Source organism: Allobosea sp. P4_H5, from assembly GCF_056400825.1.
The window spans coordinates 1-20,455 of record NZ_JBFUKM010000011.1; the positions used below are offsets into that span (position 1 = coordinate 1).

Genomic DNA, 20,455 nt, shown 5'->3' on the forward strand with positions numbered 1-20,455 from the left:
ACTACGTCCAGAGCCATGACAGGGTTTGGGTCGCGACGAGGCTCGACATCGCCCGCCATTGGATCAGGACGCACCCGCCGGAGGGCGGCTACGTGCCCTCGCGGCTGCCGCAGGCGCTGTTCACCGAGGTCTATGGCCGGGTCTGGGAGCATTCGCCCTGGATCGCGCAGGAGACCCATGCGGCCGGGCTCTCCCCGGTGCAGGACACGGCCGAAGAGCTGCACAAAGCGATGGTCGCGGTGCTGCGTACGGCCCCGCGCGAGCGGCAGAAGGCGCTGCTCGACGCCCATCCCGACCTTGCCGGCAAGATCGCCGCCGCCGGCGAGCTGACGCCGGAATCGGCCAGCGAGCAGGGCTCGGCCGGGCTCGACCGGCTGACCTCGGACGAACGCGCCCGCTTCACCGCCCTGAACGAGGCCTACAAGGCGAGGTTCGGCATCCCCTTCATCCTGGCGGTCAAGGGCCTGACCAAGGCCGACATCCTCGCCTCGTTCGAAGCGCGGCTGACCAGCACGCCGGAGCAGGAGTTCGCCACCGCCATCGCCGAGGTCGAAAAGATCGCACTCATCAGGCTGAAGGAATTGCTGCCGGGATAGGCGCTCGCCGTCTTTCCGGGGCAGGCCGCAGGCCTGAGCCCGGAACCCAGAACCGATGCCGTGGCCGAAGAAGCCTCGTCAGCCTCGGCGCCACAGCACCGTCCGACATCGTTTCTGGGTTCCGGGCCCTTCGCTGCGCGAAGTCCCGGAATGACGCCGGAGGCTCCGCACAGGCCTGCAGCATCAACGATCAAACAGCATTCACCAAGGCCGCGCTCAGCTCGCCTTGGCCTGCGCGGCGAAGGCGATGAACTGGTCGATGATCGGCTCGGCGTCTTCTTGCGTCACGGCGTGGACGTCCGCGACCGGGCAGGGGCCGGTAATGCGCAGATAGCGCAGACCGGGCTGGCCCTGCTTGCCGACCGATTCCGGCACGAAGCCGATCCCGAGCCCAGCGGAGACCAGGCTGGCGATCGACATCGACTCGACCACCTGCTGCACGATCCTCGGCAGGAAGCCGAGCTGCGCGCAGAAGGATTGCAGATGCGCGGCGAAGGCGGAATCGCGCAGCCGGTAGAAGACGAAATCCTCGTCCTTCAGCGCGAGGATCGTGGTTGCCTTCTTCCCCGCCAGTGGATGGCCGGCAGGAACAGCAAGGCCGATCCGCTCGCTCCAGACCCGGCGGATGACGAGGTCGCGATCGTCAGGAGCAAGGCGCAGGAAGCAGATGTCGACCCGCCGCGCCTTGAGCGCCTCGACCTGCTCCTGCGGCGGCATCTCGTCGATCGTGATCTCAACATCCGGGTGCATGCGCTGGAATTCGGCGATCGCCAGAGACAGGCCGCTCAGAAGCACCGAATTCGTCGTCGCCAGGTGGATGATCCCGGCCCGGCCCTGTCCGATCGCCCGCACCTGCGCGGCAGCCTGCCGCGTCTGCGCCAGGATCGCGAGTGCATGGCGGCGAAAGGCATGGCCGGCGGCGGTGAGCTCGACCTGTCGGCTGTTGCGGCGGAACAGCTCGGTCTTCAGCTCATGCTCGAGATCGCGGATCTGCTGGCTCAGCGGCGGCTGCGAGATGTTCAGCTTCTGGGCGGCCGCCGTGAAGCTCAGCTCCTCGGCCAGGGCCACGAAATAGCGCAGGTGACGCAGTTCCATCCCGGGCTCCCACGGCGATGATCAGCTTTCTATCTATATGCCATACATATAGATGATAACGAACAATATATTGGACCGATTGGTTCCCCGCTGCCATTCCTCTCCCGACAACAAGGCGCGGATGCGCCGATCGGGAGGGTAGCCATGCCGAAAATGACCGCTGCCGAAGCCGCCGTGCTGATCCTGGAGCTGGAGGGCGTGAAGCAGGCCTTCGGCGTCCCGGGCGCCGCGATCAACCCGTTCTACGCCGCAATGAGGCCGCGCAACCGCATCGGCCACATCCTGGCGCGCCATGTCGAGGCCGCCTCGCACATGGCCGAGGGCTATACCCGCGCCGAAGCCGGCAATATCGGCGTCTGCATCGGCACGTCGGGGCCGGCCGGCACCGACATGATCACCGGGCTCTATTCGGCCTGGGCGGATTCGATCCCGATCCTGTGCATCACCGGCCAGGCGCCACGCGCCCGCCTCCATAAGGAGGATTTCCAGGCCGTCGACATCGAGTCGATCGCCAAGCCCGTGACCAAATGGGCGGTGATGGCGCGCGAGCCGGGCCAGGTCCCGGGCATCTTCCAGCATGCCTTCCACCTCATGCGCAGCGGACGTCCCGGCCCGGTGCTGATCGACCTGCCATTCGACGTGCAGACCGCCGAGATCGAGTTCGATCCCGACACCTACCAGCCGCTGCCGGTCTACAAGCCGGCGGCGAGCCGCGCCCAGATCGAGAAGGCGCTGACCATGCTGAATGCGGCCGAGCGGCCGCTGATCGTCGCCGGCGGCGGCATCGTCAATGCCGATGCCTCCGATCTCCTGGTCGAGTTCGCCGAGGTCACCGGCGTGCCGGTCGTCCCGACCCTGATGGGCTGGGGCACGATCCCGGACGATCACCCGCTGATGGTCGGCATGGCCGGCCTTCAGACCAGCCATCGCTACGGCAACGCGACCATGCTCGCCTCGGACCATGTCCTGGGCATCGGCAACCGCTGGGCCAACCGCCACACCGGCAACGTCGAGGTCTACACCAAGGGTCGCAGCTTCACCCATGTCGACATCGAGCCGACGCAGATCGGTCGCGTCTTCACGCCCGATTTCGGCATCGCCTCGGATGCGGGCAAGGCGCTGGAGCTGTTCGTGGAGATCGCCACGGAATGGCGCGCCGCCGGCAAGCTCAAGGACCGCACGGTCTGGGTCGAGGAGTGCCGCGAGCGCAAGCGCACCATGCTGCGCCGGACGCATTTCGACGAGAGCCCGATCAAGCCGCAGCGCGTCTATGAGGAGATGAACAAGGCCTTCGGACGCGACACCACCTATGTCAGCACGATCGGCCTGTCGCAGATCGCCGCCGCCCAGTTCCTGCATGTCTACAAGCCGCGCGGCTGGATCAATTGCGGGCAGGCGGGGCCGCTCGGCTGGACGATTCCCGCGGCGCTCGGCGTCTGCGCCGCGACGCCCGGCACGCCGGTCGTCGCGATCTCCGGCGACTACGATTTCCAGTTCCTGATCGAGGAACTGGCGGTCGGCGCCCAGTTCCGCACGCCCTACATCCATGTCCTCGTCAACAACTCCTATCTCGGGCTGATCCGCCAGTCGCAGCGCGGCTTCAACATGGACTACTGCGTGCAGCTGTCCTTCGAGAACCTCAACTCGCCAGAGCTCGGCGTCTACGGCGTCGACCACGTCAAGGTCGTCGAGGGGCTCGGCTGCAAGGCGATCCGGGTCACCGAGGTGCAGGACATCCTGCCGGCCTTCGAGCGGGCCAAGGCGATGCTGGACGAGTTCCGCGTGCCGGTCGTCGTCGAGATCATCCTCGAGCGCATTACCAACGTCTCGATGGGGACGGACATCGACAAGGTGACGGAGTTCGAGGACCTGGCGCTCGCCGCCGAGGACGCGCCGACCGCCATCGCGCTGCTCGACTGATATCGACCGGGAGGTTTCAACCCATGCCGAAGTTCTGTGCCAACCTGACGATGCTCTTCAACGAGCATCCCTTCCTCGATCGCTTCGATGCCGCCGCCAAGGCCGGCTTCAAGGGCGTCGAGTTCCTCTTCCCCTATGCCTTTGCCAAGGACGACATCGCCGATCGACTCAAGAGGAACGACCTGACGCAGGTGCTGTTCAACCTGCCGGCCGGCGACTGGGACAAGGGCGAGCGCGGCATCGCCTGCCATCCGGACCGCGTCGGCGAGTTCCAGGACGGTGTCGGCAAGGCGATCGACTACGCCAAGGCGCTCGGCAGCACCATGGTCAACTGCCTGGCGGGCCTGGCGCCGGCCGGGATCGAGCGGGACAAGGCGGCGCAGACGCTGGTCGACAACCTCGCCTTCGCGGCGGCGGCGCTGAAGCGGGAGGGCATCCTGCTGATCATGGAGCCGATCAACAGCTACGACATCCCCGGCTATGTCGTGAACCGCTCGGCCGAGGGCATCGCCATCATCGACGCGACCGGCTCCGACAATCTCAAGCTGCAATACGACATCTATCACATGCAGCGCATGGAAGGTGAGCTGGCGGCGACGATCGAGAAGCTGTTGCCGCGCATCGCCCATATGCAGCTCGCCGACAATCCCGGCCGCAACGAGCCCGGCACCGGCGAGATCAATTACGGCTTCCTGTTCGGGCTCATCGACCGGCTCGGCTACGCCGGCTGGATCGGCTGCGAATACAAGCCGAAGGCCGGCACGGTCGAGGGACTCGGCTGGCTCAAGAACGCAACGCGCTGACGCATCGGACCGAAAAGTGGATCCCACTTCTCGGGAAAATCCGATGCGACAACAAGACGATAAGGACCGGAGGACACGTCATGAAGATCGGATTCATCGGGCTTGGCATCATGGGCGCGCCGATGGCGGGCCAACTGATCAAGGGCGGGCATGAGGTCCACCTCTACAGCCGCACGCAGGTTCCGCAGGAGCTCGCTTCAGCGGGCGGGCGCTCCTGCGCCTCCGCCACCGAGGTCGCGCAGAACGCTGACATCATCATCACCATGGTGCCCGACACCCCGCATGTCGAGGACGTGCTGTTCGGCGAGGCCGGCGTCGCCAAGGGCCTGTCGAGCGGCAAGATCATCGTCGACATGAGCTCGATCTCACCGGTGGCGACCAAGGAGTTCGCCAAGCGGATCAACGCGCTCGGCTGCGACTATCTCGACGCGCCGGTCTCGGGCGGCGAGGTTGGCGCCAAGGCGGGGACGCTCTCGATCATGGTCGGCGGGCCGCAAGGCGCCTTCGACACGGTCAAGCCGCTCTTCGACCTGATGGGCAAGAACATCACCCTGGTCGGCGGCAATGGCGACGGCCAGACCACCAAGGTCGCAAATCAGATCATCGTCGCCCTCAACATCGAGGCGGTGGGCGAGGCGCTGCTGTTCGCCGCGAAGGCGGGCGCCGATCCCGCCAAGGTCCGCCAGGCGCTGATGGGGGGCTTCGCCTCCTCGCGCATCCTGGAGGTGCATGGCGAGCGCATGATCAAGCGCACCTTCGCGCCGGGCTTCCGCATCGAGCTGCACCAGAAGGACCTGAATCTCGCTTTGTCGACGGCGCGCTCGCTCGGCGTCTCCCTGCCGAACACGGCGACGGCGCAGGAATTGTTCAATGCCTGCGCCGCCCATGGCGGCGGTGCCTGGGATCATTCCGGCATGGTGCGCGCGCTGGAGACGCTCGCGAATTTCGAGATCGGCCAGACTGAGAAGGCCTGATCCGGGCAGGCGAGGGCGCCGGTCGAGGGGGACGTGCATCATGACGCTCACACAGAACGCATCCCATGACGATCGCTCCAACGCGGCGCCCGATGGCCACGAGGTCATGCGCCGCCTCGACGAACTGGCGCGCTTCTCCGCTGATCAGGGCGCGCTGACGCGGCTGTTCCTGACCGCCGAGCATCGCCAGGCCATCGGCCAGGTCGAGGCCTGGATGCAGGAAGCCGGCCTTTCGACCCATGTCGACGACATCGGCAACCTCGTTGGCCGCAGCGCCGGTGCCAGTGCCGGTCAGCGGACCCTGCTGCTCGGCTCGCATATCGACACGGTCCGCAATGCCGGCAAATACGACGGCAATCTCGGCGTGATCGCCGCGATCCAGGCCATAAGGCGGCTGCGGGCCGAAGGGATCGAACTGCCCTTCGCCATCGAGGTGCTCGCCTTCGGCGACGAGGAGGGCGTGCGCTTCCCGGTGACGCTGAACGGCTCGCGCGCTGTCGCCGGCCGCTTCGATTCCGCCGTGCTCGATGTTTGCGATTCCGACGGCGTCTCGCTGCGCCGGGCGCTGACCGAGTTCGGCTTGGATCCGGCGGGCATCCCTGGCATCCGGCGCGATCCGGCCGGCATCCTTGGCTATGTCGAGGTCCATATCGAGCAGGGCCCGGTGCTGGAGGAGCGCGGCCTGCCGGTCGGCGTCGTCACCGCGATCAGCGGCGCCAGCCGCTTCACCATCACCATCGATGGCGTCGCCGGCCATGCCGGCACGGTACCGATGAACCTGCGCCGCGATGCCTGCGCCGCGGCGGCGGAGATGATCTTGGCAGTCGAGCGCGTCGCCTCGATGCGGCGCGACGTCGTCGCCACGGTCGGGCGCATCGCGATCGCGCCCAGCGCGGTCAACGTCATCGCCTCAAAGGCCGAGTTCTCGCTCGACCTGCGCAGCCCCTCGGACGAGGCGCGCCACGCCGCCGTCCGCGACCTCAAGCGTGCCTTCGAGGCGATCGCGGCCTATCGCAACGTCACCTCGACGATCGTCGCCTTCTACGAGGAGGACGCGGCGGTCTGCTCGCCGGCAATCGTCGCGGCGCTGGAGCAATCGGTCGCGGCGCGCGGCGTCGTGCCGTTGCGGCTGCCGAGCGGGGCGGGGCATGACGGCCTCGCCATCGCCAATCTCTGCCCGTTCGGCATGCTGTTCATGCGCTGCGCCGGCGGCATCAGCCACAACCCGGCGGAGGCGGTCGAGGCCGCCGACGTGCAGGTGGCGGTCGACGTGCTCGTCGACTTCCTGCGCACCGCCTCTCCCGAAACCTTCAGGACCTGAACAGGAGACCGACCATGAGCGTCGCCATCGACGGGACGACACTGACCGCGGAGCAGGTGGTGCGCGTCGCGCGCGCCGACGGCGAGGCCGGCTTCGCCGCCGCGACGCTGGCGCCCGAGGCGCGCGAGCGCATCGCCGAGGCGCGCGACTATATCGACACGAACTTCATGAGCGACGATGCGCCGTTCATGTATTCGTTCAACACCGGCGTCGGCCTATTCAAGGACCAGCGCGTGCTGATGTCGGAGATGACCGACTATCAGCGCAACACCGTCTATGCGCATGCGACCGGCATCGGCGAGCCGCTGTCCGAGGATGCGACCCGCGCCACCATGCTGCTGCGCGCCAACGCCTTCGCCTCGAACTATTCCGGGCCGCGCGTCGAGGTGGTCGAGCGCCTGCTCGCATGCCTCAATGCCGGCCTGCACCCGGTGATCCCGTCCAAGGGTTCGGTCGGCGCCTCCGGCGACCTGGCGCCGCTCGCCCATATGTCGGGCGCGATCTGCGGCTTCCCGGAAGCCGAGATGATCTACAAGGGCGTGCGCATGCCGGCCCGCGAAGCGCTGCAGCGCGCCGGGCTCTCGACCGAGTTCCCGCTCGCGGCCAAGGATGCCTCGGCGCTGATCAACGGTTCCACCGTCTCGCTCGCCGTCGGCGTGCTGGCGATGGAGGATGCCCGCCGGCTGCTGAAGCATGCCGACATCGCGCTCGCGCTGACGCTGGAGTGCATCCGCGGCGAGCTCGCCGCCTTCGATCCGCGCGTCCACAAGGCCCGCCCGCATCCCGGCCAGGCGGCGACGGCGCGCAACATCCTGCGCATCGCCGGCGATTCCAAGCGCTGTGGCGAGGCGGCCCGGCAGCTCGTCTTCCCGGACGAGGCCCGCGCTCCCGGCAGCAAGGCGCCGCCGCGCGTGCAGGACGTCTATTCGATCCGCTGCGGCCCGCAGGTCCACGGCCCGGTACGCGAGGCGATGGAGTTCGTCACCCGCGTGATGACTACCGAGATCAACTCGGCCACTGACAACCCGCTGATCTGCAAGGATGGCGGCGGCTATGTCTGCATCTCGGCCGGTCATTTCCACGGCGCTTATGTCGCGCAGGCCATGGACCTGCTCGCCATCGCCGCCACCGATCTCGGCTCGATCTCCGAGCGCCGCCTGGCGCGGCTGATCGACCCGACCATGAGCTACGGCCTGCCGCGTAACCTCCTAGCGGGCAAGCGCGGGCTCAACACCGGCTATGCCACGGTACAGTGCTCGATGTCGGCACTGGTGATGGAGAACCGGCATCTCTCGACGCCCGGCTCGGTCGATTCGATCCCTGGCAAGTCGAACGCCGAGGACCATGTCTCGAACTCGACCTGGTGCGCCCGCAAGGCCCGCACCGTGGTCGAGAATGTCGAGCAGATCCTCGCCTGCGAGATCCTGATGGCCTGCCAGGCGCTCAGCCTCGTCGACGACCTCGCCAGGGATTATCCGATCGCCAAGGGCAGCCGCGCCGCGCTCGATGCCGTGCGCGCGGTCATCCCGCCCGCGCTCCAGGGCGACCGCTGGTACGCCACCGAGATCAACCAGGCGCTGGCGCTGCTCCGCTCCGGCGCGATCGTCGAGGCGGTCGAGAGCGCGGTCGGCCCGCTGGAGTAAGATCGGATGCGCCCGGCTCCCGCCGGGCGCTGCCCTGCACGTTCGCCACTTCGAAACGTCTTGGCACCATCATGGCGCCAGCCGTCCGGAGAGCCCGCGTGGAAACCACCCTCTACCCGCCCGTCAAGCGCTTCCTCGAGGAGCTCGGCTATGCCGTGAAGGGCGAGATCGGCCGCTGCGACCTCGTCGGCCTCAGGGAAGGCGATCCGACGGTGGTGGTGATCGGCGAGCTGAAGCTGGCCTTCAATCTGGAGCTGATCCTGCAGGGCGTCGACCGGCTGCGCCTCGGCGACGAGATCTGGCTGGCGGCGCAGCTCTCCGCCAGGGGCAAGGGCCGGGAGAGCGATCCGCGCTATCGCGATCTTTGCCGTCGGCTCGGCTTCGGCCTACTCGGCGTCAGCAGCACGGGGCGCGTCGAGGTTCTGGTCTCGCCGACTGCGCCGACGCCGCGCAAGAACCCGAAAGCCCGCTCGCGGCTGGTCGACGAGCACCGGCGTCGCAAGGGCGACCCCGCAGCCGGCGGCAGCACGCGCCGGCCGATCATGACCGCCTATCGCCAGCAGGCGCTCGCTTGCGCTGTAGCGATGAGCGCGGCGCCGCAGCGCCCGCGCGATCTCAAGCCGTCCTGTCCCGATGCCCAGAAGATCCTGCACCGCAATGTCTATGGCTGGTTCGAGCGTGCCGAGCGCGGCGTCTACGGGCTGACCGAGGCGGGGCGCAGCGCGCTCGCGCGGTGGGAGATGACGCCGGCCTGAGCGCGCGGACTGCGGTCTCGTATCGGCTGCCCCCTTCTGGATGCGTTGAACCCGGCTGGCTGGTGCGCACCGCCACCTTTCTGTAAGCGGTGGTGGAAGACAGGGGCAGGGCGCGCGACGCGGCGGACCGTGGCACGGGAGCAGAAGCATTTTCTGAGGCTGGCGCTCGGCACGGGCGATGCGGGCTATGCCGGCATGCTCCTCCTCGTCCTCGGCGCCACCGCCCTGGCGGGAATGATCGTCTGGTTCGCGCCGCTGGAAAGCGTCTCGGCGATCTACATGCTGCCGGTGCTCGTCGCTGCGATCCGCTACGGTACCGGCCCGGCGATCGTCGCCGCTTTGCTCGGCGCGGTCATGACCTCGCTGTTCTACCCGCCCTTGTTCAGCGTGCTGGTGTTCCGGCCGGCGCAGATTATCGATCTCGTCACGTCCCTGGTCGTGGCGCTGACCTTGGGCTGGCTCGCCGGCCATCTGCGTGCCCAGATGTTCGAGGCGCGTGAAGAGGAGCGCCGCACCCGCCAGCTCTATCGCCTCAGCAGCGAGATCGCCGGTGCCGTCGATGTCGCGGCGATCTACGACATCGTCGCCGCTCACATGGCCGGCCTGCTTGGGCGCGAAGTGGCGCTCTTCGCTGCTGCAGAGGGCCATTCCTGGCGCGCGATTCGCGCCCCAGCGGCGGGAACGCCGGTCGACGAGCTCCAGCGCGCGGTCGAGCGCTTCGCCAGCAGGACTGGCGACGCCGGAAGGGCGGACGTCGAGGTGCTGGCGCTCGGCTCGCAGCAGCATTGGCTGCTCTGCAATCTCGGTGGCCCGGCGTGGCCGAAGGCGACCCTCGCAGTGCCGCTGGGCGGCGCCGATGCCGGTACGACCGACAAGGTGGTCGCCCAGGCTCGCTCCATCCTCGCCGAGGGCGAAAGATCGCTGGAGCGGCTCGGCCTGACCCGCGCACTGGAGGAGCGGCAACTGCGCCAGCGCAGCGATGCCTTGCGCGACATCCTGATCGAGGCCGTCTCGCACGAATTGCGCACGCCTATCGCCAGCATCCTCGGCTCGGCGAGCGTCCTGTCCACGGCCCCGTCACTCGCTTCCGAGCTGCGCCTGCATGAGTTGTCCACTGCGATCGGCTCGGAGGCTGCCCGCCTCGACCGCCGCATTCAGAGCCTGCTCGACGTCACCCGCATCCGGGCCGGCGCTCTGCAACCGCGCTTCGACGAGCTCGATCCGGCCGACATCGTCAATGCCGCGCTCGACGGAGCCGCGGAGCGACTGGGCGGCCGCAAGGTGGTGCTGGCTCTGGATCGGGACTTGCCGTTCGTTCGGGTCGATCCGGTACTGGTCGAGCAGGCGCTGATCAACATCCTGGAAAATGCCGCGAAGTTCGCGCCGGATGCCGCGCCGATCGCCATCAGCGCCGGCGAACGCGATGGGAAGCTGGCGGTCGAGATCCGCGACGAGGGGCCCGGCCTCGACCGGGGCGAGGCCGAGCGGATCTTCGAGCGCTTCCATCGCGGCGAGCGTCATGCCGATATTGCGGGCGGCAGCGGCCTCGGGCTCACTATCGCCAAGACCTTCATCGAGGCGAATGGCGGCAGCATCGAGCCGCTGAGCGAGGGGCCGGGCAAGGGCACGACGATGCGGATATGGCTGCCGCTCACAGCGCGGCATATGAGGGACACCGGTGATGACTGAACCGCGGCAGCAGACCGGCCCGCTCGTCCTCGTCATCGACGACGAGCCGCAGATCCGACGCTTCCTCAAGACCGGCTTCGAAATGCAGGGCTTCCGCATCGCCGAGGCGGAGACGGCGAAGCAGGCGCTCGAGCTCGCGGTGATGCGCCGGCCGGACCTCGTCGTGCTCGATCTCGGCCTGCCCGATGCCGATGGCGCGAGCGTGCTGGAGGCGCTGCGCGGCTGGTTCCAGGGCGCGGTCATCGTCCTGTCGGTCCGCAGCTCGGAGGAGGAGAAGGTCGCGTTGCTGGAGAAGGGCGCGGACGACTATGTCGTGAAGCCCTTCGGCATGGCCGAATTGCTTGCTCGCGCCCGGGTCGTGCTCCGGCGCATCGCCCAGCCGGGCGCTGCCGAGCCCGTCCTGCGCGTCGGCGGGCTGACGCTCGACCTTGCCCGGCGCATGGTCAGCCTCGACGGCGTCCCGGTCGTGCTCTCGCCGAAGCAGTTCGCGCTGCTGCGGGTGCTGGGCGCCCATCACGGCAAGGTCCTGACCCACCGCCAGTTGATGAAGGAGCTCTGGCCGCAGGACCCGGACGAGGACGTGCAATATCTCCGCATCCTGATGAAGAAGCTGCGCGACAAGATCGAGCCCGATCCGGCCCGCCCGACCTATCTCGTGACCGAGCTCGCCATCGGCTATCGGCTGCGGACGCAGGAGCAGCTCGATGCGGTCGGCTATGCGCAGGCTATGCGCTAGGCCGGTTGCCGACATGGAACGGCTAAGCGCGTAGCTGCTAGCGACGGACTCCGAGAAGCGCGTGGGGACGCGTCCGGAGCCGGGAACGCCTGTATGTTCAAACTCTGGTTGGCGCTCGCCACGGTGGGCGGCATGGCCGCGGCCGTCTGGTTGGCCTGGGCCTTCTGTCGCGAGCTGATGCCCGTGGCCCGGGCGATCGACAAGCTCGGCAGCTCGCTCGGCGTTATCGCGAGCTGGCTCGTCCTGCTCGCCTGCCTGATCAGCGCCGGCAACGCCACCATCCGCTATCTGCTCTCCTACAGCTCCAATGCCTGGCTCGAGCTGCAATGGTACATGTTCGCCGGCATGGTGCTGCTCGGCTCGGCCTATACATTGCGGGTCAACGAGCACGTCCGCGTCGACCTGTTCTACGGCGTCGTCTCCGACCGGACCCGGCACTGGATCGATCTCGTCGGCGGCGCCGTATTCCTGATGCCGATGTGCCTGGTGATGATCTGGTTCACCTGGCCCTGGTTCGTGCAGTCCTGGACACTGAACGAATCCTCCAGCAATGCCGGCGGTCTGATCCGCTGGCCGGTCATCCTGCTCCTGCCGGTCGGCTTCGTTCTGATCCTGCTCCAGGGCATCTCCGAGATGATCAAGCGCGCCGCAGCGCTGCGCGGCTTCCACCAGCACGAATACGCTTACGAGAAGCCGCTGCAATGATCGACGCCATCCGCGCCAATCTCGGCCCCATGATGTTCGGGGGCCTGATCGTCTTCCTGCTGATCGGCTATCCCGCCGCCTTCTCGCTGGCGGCGGTCGGGCTGTTCTTCAGCTTCATCGCGATCGAGATGGGGGTGATCGCGCCCCAGTACATGGGCAATCTCACCTTCCAGCTCTATTCGATCATCTCGAACGACCTCCTGCTCTCGATCCCGTTCTTCACCTTCATGGGGGCGGTGCTGGAGCGCTGCGGCCTGGCCGAGGACCTGCTCGATTCGATCGGACAGCTCTTCGGCAGCGTCCGCGGCGGCCTGTCCTATGCCGTTATCTTCGTCGGCGCGATCCTAGGCGCCATCACCGGCACGGTCGCCGCCTCGGTCATCGCCATGGGCGTGATCTCGCTGCCGGTGATGATGCGTTACGGCTACAACATGCAGCATGCGACCGGCGTCATCGCCGCGTCCGGCACCATCACCCAGTTGATCCCGCCCTCGCTCGTCCTCGTCGTCCTCGCTGACGTGATGGGCAAGTCGGTCGGCGACATGTATGCCGGCGCGATCGGCCCCAGCATCGTCCAGGTCGCTCTGTTCTGCGTCTGGGTGGTGATTCTCAGCTTCACCAGGCCGCACCATGTGCCGGCGCTGCCGCCCGAGGCGCGCACGCTCAAGGGCTGGGCGCTTGCGATCAAGTGCGTTCGCGGCATCGTGCCTTCGGCGGCGCTGATCTTCCTCGTGCTCGGCACGATCTTCATGGGCCTGGCGACGCCGACGGAAGCGGGCGCGATGGGCGCGGTCGGCGCGCTCGGGCTGGCGGCGCTCTACCGCACGCTGACCGGGAAGCTGACCTATCAGGCGATGTCCTCGACCATGCGCATCACCGCCATGGTGACGATGATCCTGATCGGCGCGCGCGTCTTCAGCCTGGTCTTCCAGGGCGTCGGCGGCGGACTCTGGATCGAACACATGCTGACCGGGCTGCCCGGTGGTCAGGTCGGCTTCCTGGCCTTCACCATGGTGTTCGTCTTCTTCATCGCCTTCTTCCTCGATTTCTTCGAGATCGCCTTCATCATCATCCCGCTGCTGACCCCGGCGGCGACCAAGCTCGACATCAACCTGATCTGGTTCGGCCTGCTGATCTGCGCCAACATCCAGACCTCGTTCATGCATCCGCCCTTCGGCTTCGCGCTGTTCTATCTGCGCGGCATCGCGCCGCCGACGGTGAAGAGCCGCGACATCTATCTCGGCTCGATCCCGTGGATCGTGCTGCAGCTTGTGCTCGTGGCGCTGATGATCGCCTTCCCGGAGATGGTGACCTACTGGCTCGACAAACCCGTGACCGTCGATCCCGCCGCGCTGGAGCGGCAGCTCAACAGCATGCCGGGCCTCGGCAACATGCCGGGACTCGAGCTGGACGGGCTGAGCCCGCCCAAGCCCTGAGCGGCGGCGGGCTTGCCGTCGCCGTCAGGTGTCGAGCCCGGCGAGCATCCGCGTCAGAGCCGCCGACGACATCGGCCTGGCGAGCGGGTAGGACTGGCCGGCCCAGAGCAGGGTGAAGTCGTCGCGGCCCGCAGCTTCCGCGGCGCTGCGCAACGGTCCCAGCGCCGTGCCGGCGGTCGGGAAGACCGGCGCCAGCTCGGAGAGCGGGCCAAGCTCCGCCATCGCCCGGTTGACGATGCCGCGCGCCGGCCTGCCGGTGAACAGGTTGGTGATCGCCGTCGGCCGTTCGCTCATGCCGAGCGCCTTGCGGTAGATCGGCGAGATCTTGGCCTCGGGCGTGAACAGATAGGCGGTGCCGACCTGGACGGCCGCCGCTCCCAGCGCGAAGGCCGCCTCCACGCCGCGCCGGTCGGTGACGCCGCCGGCGGCGATGACCGGAACCGGGACGGCATCGACCACCTGCGGCACCAGCGCGAAGGTGCCGACCTGCTCGGAAATCCGGTCGTTCAGGAAGATGCCGCGATGGCCGCCGGCCTCGGCGCCCATGGCGATGACGGCGTCGACGCCGCGCTCGACCAGCCACCGCGCTTCGGGCACGGTCGTGGCGGAGGCGATGATCCTGGCTCCGATGCGCTTCACGCGGTCGAACAGCTCCGGCGCAGGCAGGCCGAAATGGAAGCTGACGACCTCGGGCCGGTACTCCTCGAGTACGGTTGCCAGGGAGGCGTCGAAGGGCGTGCGCCCGCTCGGCGTCTTCGGCATGTCCGGATCGAGCCCGGCCTCGGCATAGTAGCCGGTGAGGCGGTTGAGCCAGGCGGCTTGGCGCGCCGGATCGTCGGCCGGCGGTGTATGGCAGAAGAAGTTGACGTTGATCGGCCGGCGCGTGCCGGCCCGCACCGTGTCGAGCGCGGCCCTGAGGCTCGCCTCGTCGTATTGCGCGCCGGCCAGCGAGCCGAGCCCGCCGGCTTCGCTGACGGCAATGACCATCTCCGGCGTGCTCGCGAGGGCCATCGGTCCCTGGATGATCGGCAGCTCGATGCCGAACAGGTCGAGCAGGCGCGCTTGTGCGGTGCTGGTCATGGTTGTTCCTCGCGCGGGACGGGGCCGGTTGACGCTAGAGTCCGGCTCGGCTCGCCGATTGCAAGGCGAAGGTCAGCGCATCCGCAGTGCAGGATTGGGCGAGACCCTGTTCGAGGTCTTTGCCGGCCATTGGCAATTTCCAAGCCCTCATCCTGAGGAGGCCGCGTCAGCGGCCGTCTCGAAGGATGCTCCAGGAGTCTCTGGAACCATCTGGATCATCCTTCGAGACGCGATCTGCGATCGCTCCTCAGGATGAGGGCTGCGGGGGACAACGCGACCTTTTGGAGTCAAGCCGGCTTATGCGGCAAGGCGAGGCCGTAGCCGTCAGCCTCGCCGGGCTGCTCCTCGGCCGGTTGCTCGTCAGCCCTGCGCAGCCTGGTGTCCCTGAGCTCGTCGGCGGCTTCCAGGATCGGGTAGGCGATCGAGGTGATGTGGCCATGGATGCGCTTCAGGTCACGCAGCACGTCGAGATGGATCGAGGAGGTCTCGAGCGACTGCGTCACCCCGCTGCGCAGGCGCTCGTAATGCTTCTCGGTCGCCATGCGCTCGGCGACGCGCATCGCGCTCTTCTCGTCGAAGAGTTGGCGGGCAAGGCCGATATCGCGTGTTGCCAGCACGTTGAGCGCCAGTTGCAGGCTGTGGCTGACCCGGATGTGAAAATCGCGGATCTCGGCGAGGCCTTCTTCCGAGAAGCGATAGCGCTTGCGGATCTTCTTCTCAGCGAGTTCACGCAGGTTCTTGTCGATGATGTCGCCGATATGCTCGAGATTGGTGGTCGCCGTGATGACCTCGAACAGGCGCCGGCTGTCCTCCTCGCCGAGCGGACGGCGCGAGAGCTTGACGAGATAGAGCTTGATCGCCTCGTGGATCGCATCGACGCCGTCATCGGCGGCCGCGATTTCGCGCGAGAGGGCGAGCTTGTCCTGCTCCAGCAGGACCTGCAGGTCCTTCAGCATGGCGCCGACGCGGTCGCCCAGATGCAGCGTCTCGCGCATTGCGCTGGCGAGGGCTTCGGGCGGGCTGTCGAGCAGACCAGCGTCGAGATAGAGCGGCCGGATGCGCTGCTCGGCTTCGGGCTTGGCTGGAGTCAGGCGCGTGACCAGCGACGCGATCGGCTGGACGAAGGGCAGGAAGGCGATGGCGCCGATGATGTTCAGCGCCAGATGGATCTCGACCGCCAGGCGCGACGGATCGTGCGATAGCGCGGAGAACCAGCCCGAGAGCGGCTTGGCGAAGGGGATCACGACGAGCGCGATCAGGATGCGCGTCAGCAGGTTGGCGAGCGCGACGCGGCGCTGCACCACCGGCGCGCCGAGCTGGTCGAGCACCGGCACCAGCGCGTTGCCGAGATTGGCGCCGACGATCAGGATCAGCGCGGTCGGTGCCGGGAACAGCCCACCGGCCCAGAACGAGGCGATCAGCAGGACGATGGCGAGACTGGAATGGGTCAGCCAGGTCGCTGCGACGGTGATCCCGACGGCGAGCAGCGGCTCGCTCGCCAGCGCCTCGAACACCGAGCGGAACACGGGCGATTGCGCGAGCGGCGCCGAGGCGGTCTTGAGCTCGGCGAGCGAGAGCAGGATCAGGCCGATGCCGACGATCAGGCGCCCGATATTGCGGGCGCGGTTCATTGCCTCGTTGGCGAGATAGAGCGCGACGCCGACGGAAAGGCAGGCGCCCCAGAGCCAGCCGAGCTCGAAGGAGACCAGGAAGGCTGCGATCGCCGTGCCGACATTGGCGCCGAGCAGCACGGCGAAGGCCATGGGCAGGCCGATCAGCGCCTGGCCGGCGAAGGAGGAGAGCAGCAGCGTCGTCGCCGTCGAGCTCTGCAGGATCAGCGTCACCACCGCCCCGCTCGCCATCGCCGAGACGCGGTTGCCGGCGAAGCGGGCCAGGCCCTGCCGCAGCGAGGGGCCGAAGGCCCGCGTCGCGCCCGTCCGCACCAGCCTCACCGCCCAGATCAGCAGCGCCACCGAACCGGCGAGGTGGATCAGGATGGCAGTGGTGCTCTCGGCGGCGTTCATCGTGGGGAGGGCGTTCCTTCAGGCGAGAATCGGAGAGGTCAAGCGGCGGATTATGCCGCCAAATTCGTTAGCCGTCTTATAAAATCGACGGCGGAAATGGTCTACTTCTTATGCATGCGATGTGAGATGGAAGACGGTCGTCGCACGTTCAAAAGCGCAAGTGCCAGCGACCGTGGCGATCCACGACAACGCTGGCACGTCTTCTTCCTATCCGGTCAGTGTGGAAGAATTGCGGTCACGGTCTGCTCGGCGCTGACGGCTATGCGGCCGGAGTAGGCTTCGGCTGGGATTTGCTCGCAAGGGCGGCGCGCTCGGCCGCCATCGCCGTGATCAGGCGAGGATAGGCTTCCTGCATGGCGTCGCGGAAGGCCTCGAATGGCATCTCGTCATGGTCGGCGCGGTCGAGCACATAGTCCATATGCTGCCGGCCGGCCGCATGGAAGGGCTGGAAGATCGAGTCCGCGCTGCCGTCGAAATCGAGCGGCTCGACGTCGAAGCGGGCGCAGAAGGCAAGGTCGAAGGCCGGCGTCGCCTTGACCCAGCGGCCTTCGAGATGGAGCAGCGTATAGGCGTGCCAGCGGAAGACGTCGGTGCCCATCAGCTCGAGGATGCGCGGCGAGGCCAGGTGGTTGCGTACATCGGCGAAACCGACGCGCGCCGGAATGCCGGCGGCGCGGCAAGCCGCGGCGAGCGTCACCGCCTTGGGCACGCAGAACGAGCCCTTCGCTTCCAGGCAACGCGAGGCGACGAAGATGTCGCGCTCGATGCCGAAATAGCGCAGGTCGTAGGGGATCGCGTCGCGGACGGCATAGTAGAGCCGCACGGCGCGGTAGCGGTCGGGGCCAGTGCCGACATGGCGGTCGACGAAGGCACGGATCGCCGGCGCATTGGCATCGATGAAGGGCGTGGCCTTGAGCGCCCCGGCGAGCCTGTCGTCGCTCATCATCCCCTCCTGATCACGTCCCACGCGGATGCTGCAGCCGCCAGGCGATCTGCGGCAGGCGGTCGGCGCCGAAGAAGCTTTCGCCGTCCAGCGTCACGAAGGGCACGCCGGTGATGTTGGCTGCACAAGCTTCCTCGACAGCTTCACCTAGGCGCTGGCGACCCTCGGCTCCGTCGATCATGGCGCGGATCGCCTCCGGCGTCTCGCCTGCGAGGCAGGGCAGGGCGGCAAGCACGGCCGGGTCGGTGATATCCTCGCCTCTGGCAAAGAAGGCCGCGAAGATCTCGCTCGCCAGTCGTAACCCGTCCTGGGGCCGCGTCGCGGTCCAGGCATGGTGGAGCCGGCCGGCGAGATGAGCCGAGATCTGCAGCGGCTCAGGGATACGGAAGGGCAGGCCGAAGAACTCGGCCGAGCGGGTCACATCCTCGAGGAAATAGCGCCGCCGCGCCGGCGTCTCCAGCGGGTTGGCGACGCCCTGTTGCTTGAACACCGCCCAAAGCAGGATCGGCCTGAGCTCCAGTGCCCGGCCATGCTCCCCGGCCATTCGCGCCAGCGACCCGAGCGCGAAATAGGAATAGGGCGAGGCGAAATCGAGATAGAGGCGCAGCGCTCCGGGCATCGATCAGAACCTGAAGACGCCGTAGCCGGGCGGGCCGAGCGGGGCGTTGAGCGAGGCCGAGATCGCCATGCCGAGCGCATTGCGGGTGTCGAGCGGGTCGATGATGCCGTCGTCCCAGAGCTCCGAGGTCGAGTAATAGGCCGAGAGCTGCTCCTGATAGGCTTTGCGGGTTTCGTCCCAGAGCTGGTCGATCTCGCTCTGGTCGACCGTTCCGCCATTGCGCTTCATCTGGTTGGCCTTGACCTCGGCCAGCGTGTTCGCCGCCTGGTCGCCGCCCATCACGCCGATCTGGTGGTTCGGCCAGGAGAACAGGAAGCGCCCGTCGAAGGCGCGCCCGCACATGCCGTAATTGCCGGCGCCGAAGGAGCCGTTGCACATCACCGTGAATTTCGGCACCCGCGAGCAGCTCTGCGCCATGATCATCTTGGCGCCGTCCTTGGTGATGCCGCGGCGCTCGTATTCCCGCCCGACCATGTAGCCGGTGATGTTCTGCAGGAAGACCAGCGGCGTGTTGTTCTGGTTGCAGAGCTCGATGAAATGCGCGCCCTTGATCGAGGAGTCGTTGAAGAGCACGCCGTTATTGGCGAGAATCCCGACCTTGAAGCCCCAGATATTGGCGAAACCGCAGACCAGCGTCGTGCCATAGTTCGGCTTGTATTCATGGAAGCGGCTGCCATCGATGATGCGGGCGATGATCTCGCGCATGTCGAAGGCCTTCTTGATGTCGTCGGGAACGATCCCGTAGATCTCGGCGGGATCGTAGAACGGCTCCTCCGGCGCCTCGCGCTGCGCCTCCCAGCGCGGCAGCCGGTCCCATTGCGAGACGATGTCGCGGCCGATCTCGATGGCGTGCTCCTCGCTGTCGGCCGGGTAGTCGCAGGTGCCGGAGACACTGGTGTGCATCTCGGCGCCGCCGAGTTCCTCGACGGTGACGTCCTCGCCGGTCGCGGCCTTCACCAGCGGCGGGCCGCCCAAGAAGACCGCGCCGGTGCCGCGCACGATGACGCTGTAGTCGGAGAGCCCCGGGATATAGGCGCCGCCGGCCGTGCAATGGCCGAAGACCAAAGCGAGCTGCTTCACGCCGGCCTTCGACAGCAGCGACTGGTTGCGGAAGATCCGCCCGCCCATATAGCGGTCGGGGAACAGCTCCGACTGGAGCTGCAGGAAGCCGCCGGCGGAATCGCAGAGATGCACGACCGGCAGCCGGTTCTCCATGGCGATGTCGAGGGCGCGGACGATCTTCTTGACCGTGAGGGGATACCAGGCGCCGCCCTTCACGGTCGGATCGTCGGCGCGGATCATCACCTCGCGGCCGGAAACCATGCCGATACCGACGATCGAGCTCGCCGAGGGCGATTCCCCGCCATAGGCCATGTTGGCCGCGAGCGAGGACAATTCGAGGAAGGGCGTGCCCGGATCGAGCAACATCTCGATGCGCTTGCGCTGCGGCATCTTCTGCTGACGGGCGAGCCGGTCGAGGTCGCGCTGCGGGCGGGCGTGGCGCGCCGCCTCCTGCTTCGCCTTGAACTCGGCGACGAGGCGGCGGTTATGCGCCTCGTTGCGGCGGAAATCGGCGGAAGCGGTGTTGATCGACGATTGCAGTCTGGACATCGGGTCAGCCCTCCGCCGGAGCCGCGAGACGGGCGAGCACGGCGTCCTTGTCGAAGCCTTCGCCCTCGCGCGCCGCGATTTCGGCGATCTCGCCGTCGCGCGGCGCATCGAGTTTCATCTGCAGCTTCATGCTTTCGATGGTGACGATGGTCTCGCCGCGCTGGACGCTGTCGCCGACGCGCTTGTGGACCACGACGACCGTGCCCGGCATCGGCGCGCGCACGACGTTCGCGCCGCCGCCGGCTGCGGAGGCTTCGGCTGCGGCATCGAGCCGGCGCAACGCGAAGCTGCGCCCGTCCAGCCGGACGATGGCGCCATCGGCGCTGCCAGCGCGGGCGAAGGCGATGGGCTTGCCGTCGACAGTCAGCCGGTGGCTGCCATCGCCGGCCTCGTCGAGATTCTCCACGACATGCCGGCGGCCATCGACGGAGAGCACCAGATGCGGCCGGCGCGCCAGGATAGTGACGTGATGCACGCTGCCGTCGAGATCGAGCTTGAGGACCAT

Annotated in this window: 18 protein-coding genes; 11 read left to right on the plus strand and 7 right to left on the minus strand. The window is 67.6% G+C overall.

Features of this window, described 5'->3' with window-relative positions; all coding sequences use genetic code 11:
* Positions 1–596 (plus strand): 2-oxo-4-hydroxy-4-carboxy-5-ureidoimidazoline decarboxylase (gene uraD / locus AC1DS0_RS21500; protein ID WP_476816314.1); only part of this gene is annotated, 596 nt, incomplete at its 5' end.
* A gap of 216 nt (positions 597–812) precedes the next feature.
* Here uraD and AC1DS0_RS21505 read toward each other — a convergent pair.
* Positions 813–1,691, minus strand: coding sequence for a LysR substrate-binding domain-containing protein (locus AC1DS0_RS21505; RefSeq protein ID WP_476816315.1), 879 nt, complete (start codon positions 1,689–1,691; stop codon positions 813–815).
* Positions 1,692–1,835: 144 nt separating this feature from the next.
* Between AC1DS0_RS21505 and gcl the strand changes: the two genes are divergently transcribed.
* The 10 genes from gcl (at position 1,836) to AC1DS0_RS21555 (ending at position 13,673) form a co-directional block, all read left to right on the plus strand.
* On the plus strand, positions 1,836–3,611 hold the full coding sequence (gene gcl, locus AC1DS0_RS21510) for a glyoxylate carboligase (RefSeq protein ID WP_476816316.1): 1,776 nt from the start codon (positions 1,836–1,838) through the stop codon (positions 3,609–3,611).
* A gap of 23 nt (positions 3,612–3,634) precedes the next feature.
* Positions 3,635–4,414, plus strand: a complete 780-nt coding sequence (hyi, locus tag AC1DS0_RS21515) for a hydroxypyruvate isomerase (RefSeq protein ID WP_476816317.1) — start codon at positions 3,635–3,637, stop codon at positions 4,412–4,414.
* A gap of 59 nt (positions 4,415–4,473) precedes the next feature.
* The gene (glxR, locus tag AC1DS0_RS21520; protein WP_476816536.1) at positions 4,474–5,388 is read left to right on the plus strand and encodes a 2-hydroxy-3-oxopropionate reductase; all 915 of its coding nucleotides are present in this window, start codon (positions 4,474–4,476) and stop codon (positions 5,386–5,388) included.
* Between the two features lie 40 nt (positions 5,389–5,428).
* Positions 5,429–6,709, plus strand: coding sequence for an allantoate amidohydrolase (locus AC1DS0_RS21525; protein ID WP_476816318.1), 1,281 nt, complete (start codon positions 5,429–5,431; stop codon positions 6,707–6,709).
* 14 nt (positions 6,710–6,723) lie between these two features.
* Positions 6,724–8,352: an HAL/PAL/TAL family ammonia-lyase gene (locus AC1DS0_RS21530; RefSeq protein ID WP_476816319.1), complete on the plus strand. Its 1,629-nt coding sequence runs from the start codon at positions 6,724–6,726 to the stop codon at positions 8,350–8,352.
* A gap of 98 nt (positions 8,353–8,450) precedes the next feature.
* A complete protein-coding gene (locus AC1DS0_RS21535) occupies positions 8,451–9,107 on the plus strand; it encodes a DUF2161 domain-containing phosphodiesterase (RefSeq protein WP_476816320.1) in 657 nt (218 codons plus the stop codon).
* 129 nt (positions 9,108–9,236) lie between these two features.
* A complete protein-coding gene (locus AC1DS0_RS21540) occupies positions 9,237–10,796 on the plus strand; it encodes an ATP-binding protein (protein WP_476816321.1) in 1,560 nt (519 codons plus the stop codon).
* Positions 10,789–11,532 (plus strand): response regulator, encoded by a 744-nt coding sequence (locus AC1DS0_RS21545; protein ID WP_476816322.1) that lies wholly within the window; start codon positions 10,789–10,791, stop codon positions 11,530–11,532. The genes AC1DS0_RS21540 and AC1DS0_RS21545 overlap by 8 nt, the downstream gene beginning before the upstream one ends.
* 132 nt (positions 11,533–11,664) lie before the next feature.
* Positions 11,665–12,237 (plus strand): TRAP transporter small permease subunit, encoded by a 573-nt coding sequence (locus AC1DS0_RS21550; RefSeq protein ID WP_476816537.1) that lies wholly within the window; start codon positions 11,665–11,667, stop codon positions 12,235–12,237.
* Positions 12,234–13,673, plus strand: a complete 1,440-nt coding sequence (locus AC1DS0_RS21555) for a TRAP transporter large permease (RefSeq protein ID WP_476816323.1) — start codon at positions 12,234–12,236, stop codon at positions 13,671–13,673. The genes AC1DS0_RS21550 and AC1DS0_RS21555 overlap by 4 nt, the downstream gene beginning before the upstream one ends.
* Before the next feature lie 24 nt (positions 13,674–13,697).
* Here the strand turns inward: AC1DS0_RS21555 and AC1DS0_RS21560 are convergent, their stop codons facing one another.
* The 6 genes from AC1DS0_RS21560 to AC1DS0_RS21585 all read right to left on the minus strand — a co-directional run bounded on the left by AC1DS0_RS21560 (position 13,698) and on the right by AC1DS0_RS21585 (position 20,455).
* Positions 13,698–14,753, minus strand: coding sequence for an NAD(P)H-dependent flavin oxidoreductase (locus tag AC1DS0_RS21560; RefSeq protein ID WP_476816324.1), 1,056 nt, complete (start codon positions 14,751–14,753; stop codon positions 13,698–13,700).
* Between the two features lie 287 nt (positions 14,754–15,040).
* Complete coding sequence (locus AC1DS0_RS21565; RefSeq protein ID WP_476816325.1) at positions 15,041–16,777, minus strand: Na/Pi cotransporter family protein; 1,737 nt, start codon at positions 16,775–16,777, stop codon at positions 15,041–15,043.
* A gap of 259 nt (positions 16,778–17,036) precedes the next feature.
* Entirely contained in the window at positions 17,037–17,720 is a 684-nt protein-coding gene (locus AC1DS0_RS21570) for a transglutaminase-like domain-containing protein (RefSeq protein WP_476816326.1), read from the minus strand.
* 13 nt (positions 17,721–17,733) lie between these two features.
* Positions 17,734–18,339, minus strand: coding sequence for a DsbA family protein (locus AC1DS0_RS21575; RefSeq protein WP_476816327.1), 606 nt, complete (start codon positions 18,337–18,339; stop codon positions 17,734–17,736).
* Positions 18,340–18,342: 3 nt separating this feature from the next.
* Entirely contained in the window at positions 18,343–19,950 is a 1,608-nt protein-coding gene (locus AC1DS0_RS21580) for an acyl-CoA carboxylase subunit beta (protein WP_476816328.1), read from the minus strand.
* Positions 19,951–19,954: 4 nt separating this feature from the next.
* Positions 19,955–20,455: an acyl-CoA carboxylase biotin carboxyl carrier protein subunit gene (locus tag AC1DS0_RS21585; RefSeq protein WP_476816329.1), complete on the minus strand. Its 501-nt coding sequence runs from the start codon at positions 20,453–20,455 to the stop codon at positions 19,955–19,957.